The 16048-nt window shown below is 34.0% G+C and carries 18 protein-coding genes; all 18 read left to right on the top strand.

The annotated features are described in order from the left end of the window. Positions 1-18: 18 nt before the first annotated feature. The 18 genes from DEU40_RS02980 (at position 19) to DEU40_RS02895 (ending at position 16037) form a co-directional block, all read left to right on the top strand. Entirely contained in the window at positions 19-1332 is a 1314-nt protein-coding gene (locus DEU40_RS02980) for a UDP-glucose dehydrogenase family protein (protein ID WP_110008473.1), read from the top strand. Between the two features lie 4 nt (positions 1333-1336). Next, positions 1337-2416 (top strand): dTDP-glucose 4,6-dehydratase, encoded by a 1080-nt coding sequence (gene rfbB / locus DEU40_RS02975; protein WP_110008472.1) that lies wholly within the window; start codon positions 1337-1339, stop codon positions 2414-2416. A gap of 94 nt (positions 2417-2510) precedes the next feature. Beyond that, positions 2511-3374 (top strand): glucose-1-phosphate thymidylyltransferase RfbA, encoded by an 864-nt coding sequence (rfbA, locus tag DEU40_RS02970; protein WP_110008471.1) that lies wholly within the window; start codon positions 2511-2513, stop codon positions 3372-3374. A 174-nt stretch (positions 3375-3548) separates the two neighbouring features. Next, positions 3549-4397, top strand: a complete 849-nt coding sequence (locus DEU40_RS02965; RefSeq protein ID WP_110008470.1) for an ABC transporter permease — start codon at positions 3549-3551, stop codon at positions 4395-4397. Positions 4398-4429: 32 nt separating this feature from the next. After that, positions 4430-5689 (top strand): ABC transporter ATP-binding protein, encoded by a 1260-nt coding sequence (locus DEU40_RS02960; RefSeq protein ID WP_110008469.1) that lies wholly within the window; start codon positions 4430-4432, stop codon positions 5687-5689. Further along, a complete protein-coding gene (locus DEU40_RS02955) occupies positions 5686-6087 on the top strand; it encodes a sugar 3,4-ketoisomerase (RefSeq protein ID WP_110008468.1) in 402 nt (133 codons plus the stop codon). The genes DEU40_RS02960 and DEU40_RS02955 overlap by 4 nt, the downstream gene beginning before the upstream one ends. Continuing rightward, positions 6077-6499 carry a sugar 3,4-ketoisomerase gene (locus DEU40_RS02950; protein ID WP_110008467.1) on the top strand — a complete coding sequence of 141 codons (423 nt, stop codon included), beginning with the start codon at positions 6077-6079 and terminating at the stop codon, positions 6497-6499. Before DEU40_RS02955 ends, DEU40_RS02950 begins: the two co-directional genes overlap by 11 nt. Next, complete coding sequence (locus DEU40_RS02945) at positions 6489-7037, top strand: N-acetyltransferase (protein WP_110008466.1); 549 nt, start codon at positions 6489-6491, stop codon at positions 7035-7037. Before DEU40_RS02950 ends, DEU40_RS02945 begins: the two co-directional genes overlap by 11 nt. Continuing rightward, positions 7034-8092, top strand: a complete 1059-nt coding sequence (locus DEU40_RS22830) for an acyltransferase family protein (RefSeq protein ID WP_110008465.1) — start codon at positions 7034-7036, stop codon at positions 8090-8092. The genes DEU40_RS02945 and DEU40_RS22830 overlap by 4 nt, the downstream gene beginning before the upstream one ends. Further along, positions 8089-9189, top strand: coding sequence for a DegT/DnrJ/EryC1/StrS family aminotransferase (locus DEU40_RS02935; protein WP_110008464.1), 1101 nt, complete (start codon positions 8089-8091; stop codon positions 9187-9189). The genes DEU40_RS22830 and DEU40_RS02935 overlap by 4 nt, the downstream gene beginning before the upstream one ends. Next, positions 9189-10085, top strand: a complete 897-nt coding sequence (locus DEU40_RS02930; protein WP_110008463.1) for a glycosyltransferase family 2 protein — start codon at positions 9189-9191, stop codon at positions 10083-10085. The genes DEU40_RS02935 and DEU40_RS02930 overlap by 1 nt, the downstream gene beginning before the upstream one ends. 1 nt (position 10086) lies before the next feature. Further along, positions 10087-10677: an acyltransferase gene (locus tag DEU40_RS02925; protein WP_110008462.1), complete on the top strand. Its 591-nt coding sequence runs from the start codon at positions 10087-10089 to the stop codon at positions 10675-10677. A 1-nt stretch (position 10678) separates the two neighbouring features. Next, positions 10679-11857 (top strand): glycosyltransferase family 4 protein, encoded by a 1179-nt coding sequence (locus DEU40_RS02920; RefSeq protein ID WP_110008461.1) that lies wholly within the window; start codon positions 10679-10681, stop codon positions 11855-11857. 1 nt (position 11858) lies between these two features. Continuing rightward, the gene (locus DEU40_RS02915; RefSeq protein WP_110008460.1) at positions 11859-12728 is read left to right on the top strand and encodes a glycosyltransferase; all 870 of its coding nucleotides are present in this window, start codon (positions 11859-11861) and stop codon (positions 12726-12728) included. A 27-nt stretch (positions 12729-12755) separates the two neighbouring features. After that, a complete protein-coding gene (locus DEU40_RS02910; RefSeq protein WP_110008459.1) occupies positions 12756-13424 on the top strand; it encodes an NAD(P)-dependent oxidoreductase in 669 nt (222 codons plus the stop codon). A 1-nt stretch (position 13425) separates the two neighbouring features. Then, the gene (locus tag DEU40_RS02905; RefSeq protein WP_110008458.1) at positions 13426-14355 is read left to right on the top strand and encodes a glycosyltransferase family 2 protein; all 930 of its coding nucleotides are present in this window, start codon (positions 13426-13428) and stop codon (positions 14353-14355) included. Positions 14356-14385: 30 nt separating this feature from the next. Then, complete coding sequence (locus DEU40_RS02900) at positions 14386-15111, top strand: class I SAM-dependent methyltransferase (protein ID WP_110008457.1); 726 nt, start codon at positions 14386-14388, stop codon at positions 15109-15111. A 2-nt stretch (positions 15112-15113) separates the two neighbouring features. Further along, positions 15114-16037, top strand: a complete 924-nt coding sequence (locus DEU40_RS02895; protein ID WP_110008456.1) for a glycosyltransferase family 2 protein — start codon at positions 15114-15116, stop codon at positions 16035-16037. The last annotated feature ends 11 nt before the right edge of the window (positions 16038-16048 follow it).

Genomic DNA, 16048 nt, shown 5'->3' with positions numbered 1-16048 from the left:
AATTTAAAAACAGACATTTTGAATATAACGATTGTAGGAACAGGTTATGTAGGTCTGGTTACAGGAACCACTCTGGCAGAACTTGGCAATTCAGTATACTGTGTTGATATTGATGAAAAAAAAGTAGAAGGTATGAAAAACGGCATTGTTCCCATCTATGAGCCGAACCTTGAAGAAATGTTTTTAAGAAACATTCAGTCTGAAAGATTATTTTTCACTACCAACCTTAAGGAAGCTTTAGACAAAAGCGAAGTGATTTATCTGGCATTACCTACTCCTCCGGGAGAAGATGGATCTGCAGATCTGTCTTATGTACTTCAGGTAGCTGATAATATTGGCGAAATGATGACAGAATACAAAGTCATTGTCAATAAAAGTACGGTTCCTGTAGGAACTGCAGACAGAGTAAGAGAAACCATCTCAGCAAAAACAAATATCCCTTTTGATGTTGTTTCAAATCCCGAATTTTTAAGAGAAGGATTTGCGGTTGAAGATTCAATGAATCCCTCAAGAGTAGTGGTTGGTTCAAGTTCGGAAAGAGCCAAAGACATCATGTCTAAAATATACCAGCCTTTTACCAACACCGGAATTCCCATCATTTTCATGGATGAGAAATCCTCAGAACTTACAAAATATGCTGCGAATTCATTTCTGGCAGTAAAAATTACCTTTATGAATGAGATCGCGAACTATTGTGAAAAAGTGGGCGCAGATGTAGATAAGGTAAGACTTGGGATGGGTAGTGATGACAGAATCGGACACAGATTCTTATTCCCGGGGATCGGATATGGAGGTAGCTGCTTTCCTAAAGACGTAAAAGCGCTTATAAAGTCCGGAAAGCAGGAAGATTTTAATTTTCAGATCCTTGAAGCTACGGAAAATGTAAATACAGCCCAGAAGGTGATCTTAGTGTCTGAAATTGAAAAATATTTCGGAGGAAGTATTGAAGGAAAGAAAATTGCTATGTGGGGGCTTGCCTTCAAAGCCAATACAGATGACATCAGAGAAGCTTCATCTTTAGATAATATTGCTCTTTTATTGGAAAAAGGTGCAAAAATTGTAGCATATGATGCTGTTGCAGAAAATAATGTTCAGAAGCTTTTAGGTGATAAAATACAATACGCCAAAGGAATGTATGATGCACTCGAAGATGTAGACGCACTGTTTATTGCTACAGAATGGCCGGAATTCAAAAATCCTAATTTTGACCTTATGGCCAGAAAAATGAAAAACAAAGTCATTTTTGACGGCAGAAATATGTACCCACTGGAAATCCCTGAACAGAATGGATTTCATTATAAAAGTATAGGAAGAAAGACCATTACAAAATAAATCAATGAAAAATATTATCATTACAGGAGGTGCCGGATTTATCGGCTCCCATGTTGTAAGAGAGTTTGTAAAAAACAATCCGGATACTACGATCATCAATCTTGATGCTCTTACCTACGCCGGAAATCTCGAAAACTTAAAGGACATTGAAAATGAACCGAACTATGTTTTCGAAAAAGCAGATATTACAAAACCGGAAGAGCTTAGAAAAGTTTTCGAAAAATATAACCCGGATGCTGTTGTACATTTAGCAGCAGAAAGCCATGTAGACAGAAGTATTACAGATCCTATGGCATTCATCAATACGAATGTGAACGGAACCGCTAATCTTCTGAATCTTTGTAAAGAATTCTGGACATTAAATCCCGATCACACCCACGGCAGATTCCCGGATGAAAAAAGAAACAATCTTTTCTATCATATTTCCACGGATGAAGTATATGGAAGCTTAGGGGAAACAGGTTTCTTTCTGGAGACCACATCATACGACCCTCAATCTCCGTATTCAGCTTCAAAAGCAGCCTCTGACCATTTGGTAAGAGCTTACGGAAATACCTATGGAATGCCTTTCATTGTATCGAACTGTTCCAACAACTACGGTCCGAATCATTTCCCTGAAAAATTGATTCCTCTTTGTATTTCGAATATTATCAACGAGAAACCACTTCCTATTTACGGTGATGGAAAATATACCAGAGACTGGTTGTTTGTCATTGACCATGCCAAGGCGATTCATCAGATCTTTAAAGAAGCAAAAACCGGTGAGACTTACAATATCGGAGGATTCAACGAGTGGCAGAATATTGATCTTGTCAAAGAACTGATCAAACAAATGGATGCCAAACTGGAAAGACCGGAAGGTTATTCAGAAAAGCTGATCACTTTTGTAAAAGACAGACCGGGTCACGACAAACGTTACGCTATTGATGCCACAAAACTGAATAAAGATTTAGGCTGGAAACCTTCAGTTACCTTTGAAGAAGGACTGGCAAAAACCATCGACTGGTATCTGGAAAATAAGGAATGGCTGGAAAATGTAACTTCTGGAAATTACCAGGATTATTACAATAAACAATACAGCTAAATATATTATTGAGATAACAGAGCAATAGAACTCTTTATCTTCACAGAAATTCAACTCACAACACAAAAGAAATAAGCGTATTACGCACCAAAACATGAAAGGAATAATATTAGCCGGAGGTTCCGGAACAAGACTTTACCCTCTAACCATTGCAGTAAGCAAGCAGCTGATGCCCGTTTACGACAAACCTATGATCTACTATCCGCTTTCCACACTACTTTTAGCAGGAATCAAGGATATTCTTATCATCACCACTCCACATGACCAGGAAGGTTTCATCAAACTTTTGGGCGACGGCTCACAAATCGGCTGTAATATAGAATATGTTGTACAGCCCAGTCCAGATGGTTTAGCGCAAGCTTTTATTCTGGGCGAGCAATTTATTGGTAACGACCCCGCAGCGCTGGTATTGGGAGATAATATTTTCTATGGTTCCGAAATGGGAACTTTATTGAAAAACAAAACCAATCCGCAGGGAGGAGTTGTTTTTGCTTACCACGTAGCAGACCCTGAAAGATATGGTGTAGTAGAATTCGACAAAAACCTGAAAGCTGTTTCTATTGAAGAAAAGCCTTTAAACCCTAAGTCAAACTACGCTGTTCCCGGCCTTTATTTTTATGATAACAATGTTGTTGAAATTGCTAAAAACATCAAGCCCTCTGCAAGAGGTGAGCTGGAAATCACAGACATCAACAATGTTTACTTAAGCAATGGAAAACTTGAAGTAGCTGTTCTTAACAGAGGAACGGCATGGCTGGATACAGGAACCTTTGATTCTCTTCATGACGCTTCAGAATTTGTAAGTGTTATTGAAAAAAGACAAGGATTTAAAATCGGCTGTATTGAAGAAATTGCATTCAGAAACAAATTCATTGATGAGGAGAAACTGCTTGAAACGGCTACCAAATATGGTAAAAGCGGATACGGTGAATACCTGAAACAACTTATCAGAAAATAACAATTATAATTTATAAAATTCATAGACTATTGGCTTTATGGCCAATAGTTTTTGCTCATGCCGACAAATATCAATATATTAGTTGTTGATTTTTAGTTTTATGGACTATGAAAATTTATAAACTAATACATACGGTAAGAATTAATTATTATAAATTTGCAAAAACTTACACAGATGAATGAACCACAACAAAAGTGGACAGAAACGATTGATGCTGATCATTCGTTATTTGACTTGAAGCTAAAAGAAGTCTGGAGATACAAAGATCTTGTTTATATGTTTGTAAAAAGAGATTTTGTATCCAGCTTTAAGCAGACTATTTTAGGCCCGATCTGGTTTTTTATCAATCCAATTCTAACGACAATTGTTTATTTAATTGTTTTCGGAAGAATTGCCAACCTTCCAACTGACGGAGCACCACCATTACTTTTCTACCTTGCAGGAGTTACTCTCTGGAATTATTTTTCAGCTTGTTTACTAGGAACATCTTCAACGTTTGTTGGTAATGCAAATATTTTCGGCAAAGTATATTTTCCAAGACTGGTTTCTCCTTTATCCATTGTAATTTCCAACCTAATGCGTTTTGGAGTACAGTTTCTCCTATTTATTATCGGCTGGGGTTATTATTTATCAAAAGGACAAATTCATCCTAATATCTGGATCTTAGCAACTCCCTTTTTAATTTTACTAATGGCATTATTTGCATTGGGAGTAGGAATGATATTTTCTGCGTTAACCACAAAATATAAAGATTTAAGTATGTTGTTGGGGTTTGGAGTGAGTCTGTATATGTATGCAACACCAGTTATTTATCCAACCTCAGCTTTACCAGGATTCTTTAAAAGCATTTCATTTTACAATCCTTTAACAGGGATTTTCGAATGTTTTAAATATGCCTGGCTTGGTGTTGGGGACTTTTCTCCAATAATGCTCACTATCAGTACATTTATCATCCTTATTTTATTGGTAACAGGTACTTTCATTTTCAACAAGGTGGAAAAATCCTTCATGGACACAGTTTAAAAATTTATTAACTTCCCCTAAACAATTTAAAAATGCTAGCTTTAAAAGCAGAAAATATATCAAAACAATACCGTCTCGGACAAGTCGGAACGGGCACCTTATCTCATGACTTAAACCGATTCTGGCACAAAGTAAGAGGAAAAGAAGATCCATATCTTAAAATTGGTGAGGTAAATGACAGAACAACCAAGGGAACTTCTGAGTACGTTTGGTCACTTCGGAATATTAATTTTGAGATTGAACAAGGAACTGCAGTAGGGATTATAGGGCGAAACGGGGCCGGAAAATCTACCCTGTTAAAACTTTTAAGCAAGGTAACAAAACCTACAACCGGTAAAATATACACCAACGGAAGAATTGCATCTTTATTGGAAGTCGGAACCGGGTTTCATCCTGAAATGACAGGACGCGAAAATGTTTTTTTAAATGGAGCAATTCTTGGAATGACCCGTAAGGAAATTTCAAGAAAATTTGATGAGATCGTAGCTTTTTCAGGAGTAGAAAGATATATTGACACTCCGGTAAAAAGATATTCATCGGGAATGTATGTTCGTCTGGCCTTCGCTGTAGCAGCTCACTTGGAATCTGAAATTCTAATTGTAGATGAAGTATTGGCTGTGGGTGATGCAGATTTTCAAAAAAAATGCCTTGGAAAAATGAACGATGTAGCAAAAGGAGAAGGAAGAACCATTCTTTTTGTAAGTCATAATATGACTGCCGTAAAAGAACTTTGCAACAAAGGAATCCTTTTAAACCAAGGAACTTTAGCCTATGAAGGAGATATGCTAAATACAATTATAGAATATCAAAAAAGCAGTACAACAGCAAGTTCTTATTATTACAATGGAAATATTAATGAAGCTCTAGGAAATAATAACATCAGAATAAAAGAATTTTCTGTAAATCCTATTCATGGAGATCTCATCGATATTGATTCTGGAATTCATGTAAAGCTTGTTTTCCAGAATAATTGTGCTAATATCAATCTGGATGCTACTTTTGAACTAAGAAATTATGAAGAGCTTATTATCTTCCATGTAGGAAAACTTATTACTGAAAATAATAATTCTGAAATTGGGGATTATACAGTAGAATTTGATATTCCGGCAGGTTTAATTAATGCAGGAAATTACTATTTTAAATTAATTTTCGGAAAAAATCAAACCGAAGTATTATTTGCAGTCGACAGTATTGTAGGCTTTGAGGTTGAAAATGTAAAAGTGGGCAGCAAACTTCATTTGTATCCGGGAATTACAAGACCGAATTTTGATTATAAAGTACAGACTCCATGATTCCAAAAATAATAGAACTTCCAAAAATTTATGACAAAAGAGGAAATCTTTCCTTTTTTGAGCACCCCAATCAACTACCCTTTGAAATTAAACGAACGTATTGGATTTATGATGTTCCGGGAGGGGAAACAAGGGGAAGTCACGCTTTTAAAGAACAGCAGGAGTATATTATTGCTCTTTCAGGAAGTTTTGATGTAGTGATTCATAATGGTAAAGAAGAGCAGCGGTTTTCCTTAAACAGATCCTATTATGGATTATATATTCCGAAAATGTTTTGGCGGAAACTAGAGAATTTCTCTACCAATTCACTTGCTCTTATTGTTTCTGATCATACTTATAATCAGGATGATTATATCAGAGATTTTGAAGAATTTAAAAAGCTGGCAAATGAAAAATAAGCTTTCAGTATTTGATTGTAGTGTTATAGACCTTGGAAAAATAAGTTTTGATGAGGGTAATCTTACAGTGGTTGAAAACAATTCAACCTTCCCATTTGATGTTAAAAGAATATTTTATTTATACGACATTGCGGGTGGAGAAAGCCGTGGTGCACATTCTCATAAAGAATGTCATCAGTTTTTGATTGCAGCTAGCGGAAGTTTCGAGGTTTCACTGGATGATGGAAAGTTTAAAAGACAGGTTTTTCTGAACCGCCCGGATATTGGGCTTCATATTCCACCGGGAATTTGGGCTTCAGAAATTAATTTTTCATCAGGTGCAATTTGTCTGGTTCTGGCATCTCATCATTATAATGAAGAAGACTATGTCAGAGATTATGATACATTTTTAAAAATACAGAATGAAAAATAAAATTCATCCATTAGCCGATGTCCAAAGTGAAAGCATAGGAGAAGACACCATGATTTGGCAATTCTGCGTTGTTTTAAAAGGTGCTGAAATTGGTAAAAATTGCAATATAAACTGCAATGTTTTTATTGAAAATGACGTGAAAATAGGTGATAATGTAACCATTAAACCCGGCGTACAGGTTTGGGACGGAGTAACATTGGAGGACAATGTATTTATCGGTCCAAATGTAACTTTTACGAATGATCTTATTCCGCGTTCAAAACAATATCCTTTAGAATTCAGTAAAACACTTGTGAAAAAAGGTGCTTCAATTGGGGCCAACTCTACAATTATTGCCGGGAATATAATCGGAGAAAATGCTTTGATCGGTGCCGGAAGTGTCATTACGAAAAATGTGCCTTCAAATACAGTTTGGTATGGAAATCCTGCCAGACAAACTGGTTTTATAACTTTAGACGGAAAGATTTTAGACATGAATATGAGAGACAAGGAAGGAAATTCCTATCAAATTCAAAATGATGAATTTTTGAAAAAATGATTAAGCCATTAACCTCTTTAAGATTCTTTTTTGCATTTTGTGTCTTTTTAAGCCATTTATCTTATTTAAAAGATGATGAGCGCTATAAAGACATTTTCAATAATGTTTTTTCTGAAGGTTTTTTAGGGGTAAGCTTCTTTTTCATACTAAGTGGATTCATACTTGCTCTCAACTACAGAGATAAATTTAAAAATAAAGCTATTACATTAAAGAAGTTTTATATTGCACGGTTTGCAAGAATCTATCCGTTATATTTTATCACAACATTGGTTTCTATTCCGGTTTTGTACAGTAGTTTTAAAATACTTCTTTACAATATTTTTTTAGTTCAAAGCTACATACCGGATCAAAAATACTTTTTCTCATACAATGCGCCCTCATGGAGTATTTCAGATGAAATGTTTTTTTATGCTTTGTTCCCGATTTTAATTGGGATAAGTTATAAATTCAAGACAATATTTAAAATAGGATTATTAATTGTTTTTGTCTCATTTCTATTTTTTTTAAACAGCTTTCTTTTTGAGCATGAAGCTCATTATTGGCTGTATATATCGCCTTTTATCAGAGTTTTTGATTTTATTCTAGGTATTCTGTTATTCGATTTAGCTCTTTATCTAAAGACCCAAAACACAATTTTACACAAAGGCATATTCAAGTTCTCCGAAATCGGAGCACTAGCTGTTTTGGTCCTATTTTTCATTTTTCACAGCAGCTTACCTATCAGTTTCAGATTTTCAATTTATTATTGGTTGCCAATGTGCCTTATTATTTTGACCTCTGCAAATTCTTTTATTTCAGCAAAAAATGTTACCTGGATTACAAAGTTCCTGTCATGGAAATGGTTCGTATATTTGGGTGAAATAAGTTTCGGATTTTATCTGATTCATTATTTAGTTATAACTTACACACATAAAAATAATGGTTTAAGAGGTATTCATCTTGATGGTATTCCCTTGGCATTACTAATGTTTCTCATTACGTTCATTGCAAGTATTTTCACGTATGAAGTAATAGAAAAACCGTTCAACAAAAAAATAAAAAATTTATTCTCATGATTAAGTTCCTCGATCTACAAAAAATTAATCTACAGCACCAAGAAGAAATTGAGGCGAAGCTCTTGCAGGTTTTCCGTTCCGGATGGTATCTTATGGGCAATGAACTGAATCTATTTGAGAAAAATCTTTCTCAATATATCGGAACAAAATACGCAATCGGTGTTGCCAATGGTTTAGACGCTCTTCGTCTTATCCTTAGAGGATATATCGAAATGGGATTAATGAAAGAAGGAGACGAAATTTTAGTTCCATCCAACACTTATATTGCTTCTATTTTAGCCATTTCCGATAATGGACTCGTACCCGTTTTGGTAGAACCAGATATTGCCAACTATAATATTGACATCTCAAAAATTGAAGAAAAAATCACTCCAAAAACAAAAGGTATTTTAATTGTGCATCTTTACGGAAGAGTTATTTTCTCTGAAGAATTGCAGCAATTGACTCAAAAATATAATGTAAAAATCATTGAAGATAATGCTCAGGCTATTGGAGCAGAATGGAAAGGAAAAAAAACAGGAAATCTTGGTGATGCCTCTGGTTTTAGTTTCTATCCCGGAAAAAATTTAGGTGCTTTGGGCGATGCCGGTGCAATTACGACTAATGATGAAGAATTGGCAAAAACCATAAGAGCCTTGGCAAATTATGGTTCAAATAAAAAATATGTAAATATTTATCAAGGATTAAATTCCAGACTAGACGAAATTCAGGCTGCTGTTTTAGATATTAAGCTAAAATACATTGATGAAGAAAATGAGGTGAGAAGAAAGATCGCAAGACAATATATCAGCGAAATTTCAAATTCCAACATTATTCTTCCGGAAAACCCTGAAAATGAGAACGAGCATGTTTGGCATATTTTCCTTATCAGAACAGAAAAAAGAGACGAGCTTCAGGCTTACCTTACAGAAAACGGTGTCCAAACTTTGATTCATTATCCGATTCCTCCCCACAAACAGGAAGCTTATAAAGACTGGAATTCACAATCTTTTCCGATCAGTGAAAAGATTCATCAAGAAGTTTTGAGCCTGCCTATTTCTCCGGTAATGGAAAACGAGGAAATAGCTAAAGTTATTGAATTATTAAACAAATTCTAATGGAGAATCCGTTGGTAAGTTTTATTGTTGTTTCATACAAACACTCAGAATTTATCCCTGAGTGTTTAAATAGTATTAAAAATCAAACTTATAAAAACTGGGAACTCATTATTGCTGATGATGCTTCACCAGACAATTCTGTGGAGATCACAAAAAACTGGCTGAACGAAAACAACATTTCTGCAAAAACCAATTTTCATGAAACAAACATAGGATTCGCTGCAACACTTAATGAATGTATTGAGATGACTGAGGGAAAATATGTAAATATTATAGCTGCCGATGACTACCTTCATCCTTCATTTCTTGAAAAATGCGTAGCCAATTTAGAAAAAAAGGGGAATGATTTCGGAATGATTTTTTCAAGCTGCTTTATCATCCAAGAAGATAAAACGTTAATTAATTATCTTGATGATCTGAGTTTTTATAAAGATGAAAATCAATTTAAAAGTACTTTGAAAAAGATGAACCTTATCCCTGCTCTTGCTACGTTGGTTAAAAGAACGGTTTTAATTGAGACAGGTCCGTACGATAAAAATATTCTTATCGAAGATTACGACAGATGGTTGAGAATTAATGAAAATTATTTTATTGATTTTATTCCTGAAAATCTTGCATATCATAGAAAGCATGGTGAAAACATTTCTAAAATAAAAGAAAGGATTGTTTTTGTAGAAGAAATACTTTTAAGGTTAAAATATGATCATAATCTTGAAAATAAGACAAAAATAAATAACGACATCAAAAAGATCTACATAACATCTACAGATAAAAAGGAAATCCTGAAAGTGTCTGAACAATATTCTCAATATAAAGGAAAAGAACGTTGGCTGAATCTATGCCTGAAATATAACCTGCCTGTAAAATTATATTATCTGAAATATAAATTTTTCTAAAATGCTTACAAACATAAAAAAAAATATCGCACAAAAAATCATTACTCTTGTCGAGAACAATGATAAAAGAAAAAAACAGGAAAAATGGAATATTTTCATGTCCAAACCTAATATAAATATTCATCCAAGTTTTTCTCCAAAAGATGCAGATATTTTTAAAGGTGAAAATAATCAAATAGGAAATATTACAATTAGTGAAAATTTTTTATTGAGAAAATACTGCAATATTGTAGTTTTTCCGAATGCTGAGCTTAGAATCGGAAAAGGTGTTTTTTTCAACAATTATTGTTCTATCAATTGTTTAGATAAAATTGAAATTGGTAATGATACCATTTTTGGTGAAGGTGTAAGGCTATACGATCATAATCATCTTATCGAAAAAGGTGAAAAACTTTTTGTAGAAAAAGAAAAATATATGACGTCTCCTATTAAAATTGGTAAAAATTGCTGGATTGGAAGCAATACTGTAATATTAAAAGGGGTTACGATCGGAGACAATTCTATTATTGGAGCCGGCTGTGTAATACACAAATCTGTTCCCGAAAACACAATTATGAAAAATAGTCAAAATTTAATTTCTCAAACCCTCTAAAATGAGTACAAAAAAAATATTATTTATTTCGCACGAAGCTTCTTTATCCGGTGCTCCCATTCTTGTTTTAGATTTAATAAAAAGATTAAAAAAAGAAAAAGAAAATTATCAGATCGATATTTTATTGATCAGAGGAGGAGAATTGTATGAAGAATTTGCAAAAGTGGCTAACAATATTGTTGTTGCTCATTATCATTTACAGTCTTTTTCATTTTTAAAAAGAAATTTAAAAAGAGTTCAATCAATTGTTTTCAGAAAAAAAGAGACTCAACAAGACAAAATTGATAAAATTACCATCTCTCTTCTTGAAAACAAATACGATCTGGTATATGGAAACACAATGGAATCATTGATTTGGACGCTTCCTTTCTATAAAAAAAACATTCCTACAATTGTTGCTATTCATGAGCTTAGTTTTGGGATTGAAAGTACTTACTCTAAAGAGTTTGTTTTAGAAAACATTTCAAATATCACCCAAATTATAGCAGGTTCGCAAGCTGTTGCCGACAATCTTATCAACAAGTACAATGCAGCCCCACAAAAAGTAACAGCAATACATTCTTTCGTAGACAATGTTCTCAACCTACAGAAGGATAAAGAATTATTGAAAAAGGAATTGAATATTAAAAATGAAGAATTGATCGTTGGAATTGCGAGTTCTCAGGAACTAAGAAAAGGTACGGAGATGGTTCCTGTTTTGGTTCAGAAAATAAAACAGAAAACTGATCTTAATTTTAAATTCATCAATCTTGGAGGAACATCCAAAAGTGCTGCTGTAAGATGTGCCAAACTGGATGCTGAAAAATTAGGGGTAGAAAAGGACATCATTTTTATCGATCATAACAAAACGCCAAATGATTATATAAATATTTTTGATGTTTTTCTTTTAATGTCCCGTGAAGATCCTTTCCCATTAGTTATGCTGACTGCTGCAAAACTAAAAAAACCCATCGTAGCTTTTGAAAAAAGCGGTGGTGCTGTTGAATTTCTGGAAAACAATCATGGAGTACTTGTTCCCTATCTGGATATTGATACTATGGCTGAAGAGACCGTTAAGCTTATGCAGGATGCCAATCTAAGAGAAAGTTATGGCGAAAATATTTATCAGAGATTGGAAAACGAATATTCTGACAAGAAATTGGCAGGTAAAATTTTTACAATAATTGATAACTTACTTTAAGATGATCTCCATCATAATCTCATCATACCTTCCCGGCTATTTTTCTGCACTTGAAAAGAATATTGCAGAAACAATTGGGGTGTCTTATGAAATCATTAAAATAGACAATCCTGGATTGATGGGAATTTGTGAAGCTTATAACAAAGGCGCGGAAAAAGCTGGTTTTGATTATTTGCTTTTCATCCATGAAGACATCTTATTTAAAAATGAAGATTGGGGGAATACACTCATAAATCATTTAAACCAGGAAAATACAGGAATTATAGGGCTTGCAGGATCATCCTACGTTCCTTCTGCTCCATCAAGCTGGACCGTTACTGAGAAATATAATTTCGTAAATATTTTACAGGGAAATAAAGAGAATACCCTGTATTTTCCCATTCAAACAACGAAGGAAAACAGAAATAAAGTCTTTGCTGTTGACGGTGTTTTTCTTGGAATTAAAAAAGAAATATTTAATCAGTTTAAATTCAACGAAAATCTATTGAAAGGTTTCCATGGCTATGATCTTGATTTTAGTTTAAGAGTTTCTACAAAAAAACAGAATTATGTGGTTAACGATATACTGATTCAACATTTCTCTGGTGGAAATCCGGATAAAACTTGGTTAGATGCCAATATCAAAGTAAGGGAAAGTATAGGATCTGACTTTCAAAAAGAAATCGACACCGAAGCTGAAAAGAAAATATTTCTAGGGTTTTTGCACAATTTTTTTAAATACTACCCTGTTAATAAAAAAAACCTATTTCTGACATTAAAATTTTATCCCAAAAAACTTAATTTTAATGAGCATTTGGAAATAGCAAAAAAGTATTACGGCTATATAAGATACGCTGGAAGTATCAATAAAAAACACAACTCAAAGAATTAAAATTTATCTAAAACTGTTTAATAAGATATGATCATAGGAAACGGACTTATTGCCAATTCATTAAAAAATATAGACTCAGAGGAAAATCTATTTTTCGCTTCTGGCGTTTCGAATTCTCTGGAAACAACAAGTTCAGAGTTTGAAAGAGAATTTACTCTTTTGAATAAATGTATTGAGAGTAATCGCAATCACAAATTAATTTATTTTTCTACTCTAAGCATTCATGATCAGTCAAAACAAGACAGTCTTTACGTTTTACATAAAAAGGAAATTGAAAATTATATCAAAAATAAGTGTAAAAACTACCTTATTCTCAGAATTGGAAATATTGTAGGAAACGGAGGAAACCCAAATACATTATTCAATTTTCTTAAAAATCAGATTAAAAATTCACACCAGTTTACAGTTCATACAAAGGCAAGGAGACTATTGCTGGATATAGATGATATTTCTAAATTTTTAGAGTCTTACTGTCTGCATCTTCCTAATAAAGTTATTAATTTTTCTTTCCCCTATAATTTTGATTTAAAAGAAATTATAGGTGCTATTGAAAAAGAAACCCATCAAAAAGCTTATTATTCAGAAGTGAACGAAGGAGACTTTTACAGAGTAGATTTTGATAAAGAAATTCACGACTTCTTCTCAGGTATCAGTCCTGAAAGTTATCTTGAAACGTTAACCCGAAAGTATATTTAAGATGGTGGCTATTCACGTAATCATTGTTACTTATAATGCCATGAAGTGGGCAGAAAGATGTTTTTCAAGCTTAAGAACCTCTTCAGTTCCTGTAAAATGTATTGTAATAGATAACGGATCAACAGACGGCACTCAGGAATATATCAAAAAGTATTTTCCTGAAGTAGACTTCATTCAATCTCCACAAAATCTAGGTTTTGGAAAAGCGAATAATGCAGGGATAGAAAAAGCGTATAAAGAAGGAGCAGATTTTTTCTACCTGATGAATCAGGATGCATGGATTTATCCGGATAGTTTTCAAAAGCTATTGGATGTGTACAACGCATCCCCCGACAAAAATCAACTGGGGATTTTAAGTCCGATACACATGGATGGCAGCGAGAAAAAGCTCGATATTTTTTTCGAACGCTACCTGGCAAGAAATACTCCGGATAACAGAATATTTTCAGACAGCTTTAACAATAGTCTTAAAGATTATTATGAAATCGATTTTGTGAATGCCGCTCACTGGCTGCTTCCCAAAGCAACCATTGAAGAAATCGGGGGCTTTAATCCTTACTTCTTCCATTATTCCGAAGATTATGAATACGTACAACGTATTTCTTTTTTCAGGAAAAAAATCATCGTATGCCCGCCCAGCAGAGTTGTACATGATGGCAAACAGGATTTCCATAAAACCAGCCACATCAATGCTCTGAGAGTACAGCGGGAACAACGCTATCTGAATCCGGCACTCCCGTTTGATTCCAAAGTACTTAACAGAGATTTCATTCCTAAAATGATAAAGCAAGCTCTCCAGCTGCAGTTTTCTGCTGCTTCCGATACTTTGAAAGAATATCAATATCTGAAGACCCGGTTTAATGAAATTATGAACGCAAGAACCATCATTAAAAATAAAGGGGCTGCATTTCTTAATTTAAAACAAGTATAATTCAGAATAAATCTAAACCCAACATTAAAAATGAATAGAATTCGTCTTATCAACAGTATCATCCAGAAAGCTAATTTTAAAAAATATCTTGAAATTGGTACCCGAAGTGGCACATCGCTATATGCCATAAGCTGTAAAAACAAAATTGCAATAGACCCCAACTTCATAATACCCAAAATGGAAAAACTCAAAAGAAGAGTCTTTGACATTAAAAATAATAGAAAAACGCATTATTTTGAAATGACCAGTGATGATTTTTTTGAGCAAAAAAAGGAGTTTCTTAAAAATTTCGGCAGTATTGAAATATCTCTGGTTGATGGTATGCATACATACCACCAGGCACTTAAAGATGTTCTGAATATCCTCCCTTTCATGGATGAAAAATCAATTATTGTCATGCATGACTGTTTTCCTGTGAGTGAGCCAGCCTCAACAGCGTACAACTCAGAAGAATTTTTTACGAAAGAAAAACATCCGGAATGGACTGGTGAGTGGAACGGTGATACCTGGAAATCTATCCTTTATCTGCTAAAAAAATATCCGAACGATCTTGAGGTTTTTGTTATTGACACAGATTATGGTCTCGGAATTATTCAGAAAAAACATAATCTTCCTATGAATTTTGAGCTGGATACTGAATTTTTCAGGCAGTTTATTTCCTACACGTTTCAGGATCTCAAAAAGAATCCGCAAGAATTGATCAATTTAAAATCGAAAGATATTATTCCATCCCTCCTTAACAGATTTCACTATTAGCAATGGAACCTAAAATATCGGTCATCATGCTCACCTATAATCACGCCCCCTATTTAAAGGAGGCTATTGAAGGTGTTCTATCCCAAAAAACAGACTTTCCGTTTGAGTTGATTATTTGCAATGATAATTCACCGGATAATTCTGACAGTATTATTTCAGAATTTGCAACGCAATATCCGGATATCATCCGATATTTTAATCATAAGACCAATATCGGTTTTGTTGAAAACCAAAGATTTGCATTCGCACAAGCTCAAGGAAAATACTTAGCCTACTGTGAAGGGGATGATTACTGGACTGACCCGCAAAAGCTACAGTTTCAGTATGATTTTCTTGAGAACAATTCAGAATATGTCATGGTGACCGCCAGAAATTTACTGTTTCATCAGGATGAAAATAAACTGACAGAAGATGGAAAAGACTCCATGTTCAACGAACAGAAATATATTGATTATACACAGGACAGCTTTTTTGTACAGCGCCCTACCCAAACTTTTACTTATCTGATCAGAAAAGACTGTATTGATGAGAAGTGGATTGACATTTATCCCAATTACAGGGATCTTTACTATTTTTATCATGCCCTTGAATTTGGAAAAGGCAGAAGCTTTAATAAAGTAGTGGGCGTTTACCGGCTTCATAGCGGCGGCGTTTACAGCTCATTAGAAACAGAAAAACAATACCGCACTTCTATTGATATCTTTAAAAATATTAAGAGGATTAATAATGATCAGAGAGCAGACCAGCAGATCGTAAAAACCCTGGATCAGCTCATCAATAAATATTATTACGAAAAGGAGTTTGTTTCTCCTGTATGGAACAGAAAGCTTTATGCAGCCATCTTTGAACGCTTTTCCATTTCCAAAAATATCGGAACGGGAATAAGCCAGCTACTAAAAATTATAAAATATACTTTCACCAGATAATCAATATCTAC

Source organism: Chryseobacterium sp. AG844, assembly GCF_003182335.1.
Classification (GTDB): Bacteria; Bacteroidota; Bacteroidia; order Flavobacteriales; family Weeksellaceae; genus Chryseobacterium; species Chryseobacterium cupriresistens.
This window is presented reverse-complemented; position numbering and strand designations above follow the sequence as displayed.

Coding starts and splice junctions, on each gene's coding strand:
- rfbB (WP_110008472.1), top strand. CDS start 1,337: ATGAAAAATATTATCATTACAGGAGGTGCCGGATTTATCGGCTCCCAT.
- rfbA (WP_110008471.1), top strand. CDS start 2,511: ATGAAAGGAATAATATTAGCCGGAGGTTCCGGAACAAGACTTTACCCT.
- DEU40_RS02965 (WP_110008470.1), top strand. CDS start 3,549: ATGAATGAACCACAACAAAAGTGGACAGAAACGATTGATGCTGATCAT.
- DEU40_RS02960 (WP_110008469.1), top strand. CDS start 4,430: ATGCTAGCTTTAAAAGCAGAAAATATATCAAAACAATACCGTCTCGGA.
- DEU40_RS02955 (WP_110008468.1), top strand. CDS start 5,686: ATGATTCCAAAAATAATAGAACTTCCAAAAATTTATGACAAAAGAGGA.
- DEU40_RS02950 (WP_110008467.1), top strand. CDS start 6,077: ATGAAAAATAAGCTTTCAGTATTTGATTGTAGTGTTATAGACCTTGGA.
- DEU40_RS02945 (WP_110008466.1), top strand. CDS start 6,489: ATGAAAAATAAAATTCATCCATTAGCCGATGTCCAAAGTGAAAGCATA.
- DEU40_RS22830 (WP_110008465.1), top strand. CDS start 7,034: ATGATTAAGCCATTAACCTCTTTAAGATTCTTTTTTGCATTTTGTGTC.
- DEU40_RS02935 (WP_110008464.1), top strand. CDS start 8,089: ATGATTAAGTTCCTCGATCTACAAAAAATTAATCTACAGCACCAAGAA.
- DEU40_RS02930 (WP_110008463.1), top strand. CDS start 9,189: ATGGAGAATCCGTTGGTAAGTTTTATTGTTGTTTCATACAAACACTCA.
- DEU40_RS02925 (WP_110008462.1), top strand. CDS start 10,087: ATGCTTACAAACATAAAAAAAAATATCGCACAAAAAATCATTACTCTT.
- DEU40_RS02920 (WP_110008461.1), top strand. CDS start 10,679: ATGAGTACAAAAAAAATATTATTTATTTCGCACGAAGCTTCTTTATCC.
- DEU40_RS02915 (WP_110008460.1), top strand. CDS start 11,859: ATGATCTCCATCATAATCTCATCATACCTTCCCGGCTATTTTTCTGCA.
- DEU40_RS02910 (WP_110008459.1), top strand. CDS start 12,756: ATGATCATAGGAAACGGACTTATTGCCAATTCATTAAAAAATATAGAC.
- DEU40_RS02905 (WP_110008458.1), top strand. CDS start 13,426: ATGGTGGCTATTCACGTAATCATTGTTACTTATAATGCCATGAAGTGG.
- DEU40_RS02900 (WP_110008457.1), top strand. CDS start 14,386: ATGAATAGAATTCGTCTTATCAACAGTATCATCCAGAAAGCTAATTTT.
- DEU40_RS02895 (WP_110008456.1), top strand. CDS start 15,114: ATGGAACCTAAAATATCGGTCATCATGCTCACCTATAATCACGCCCCC.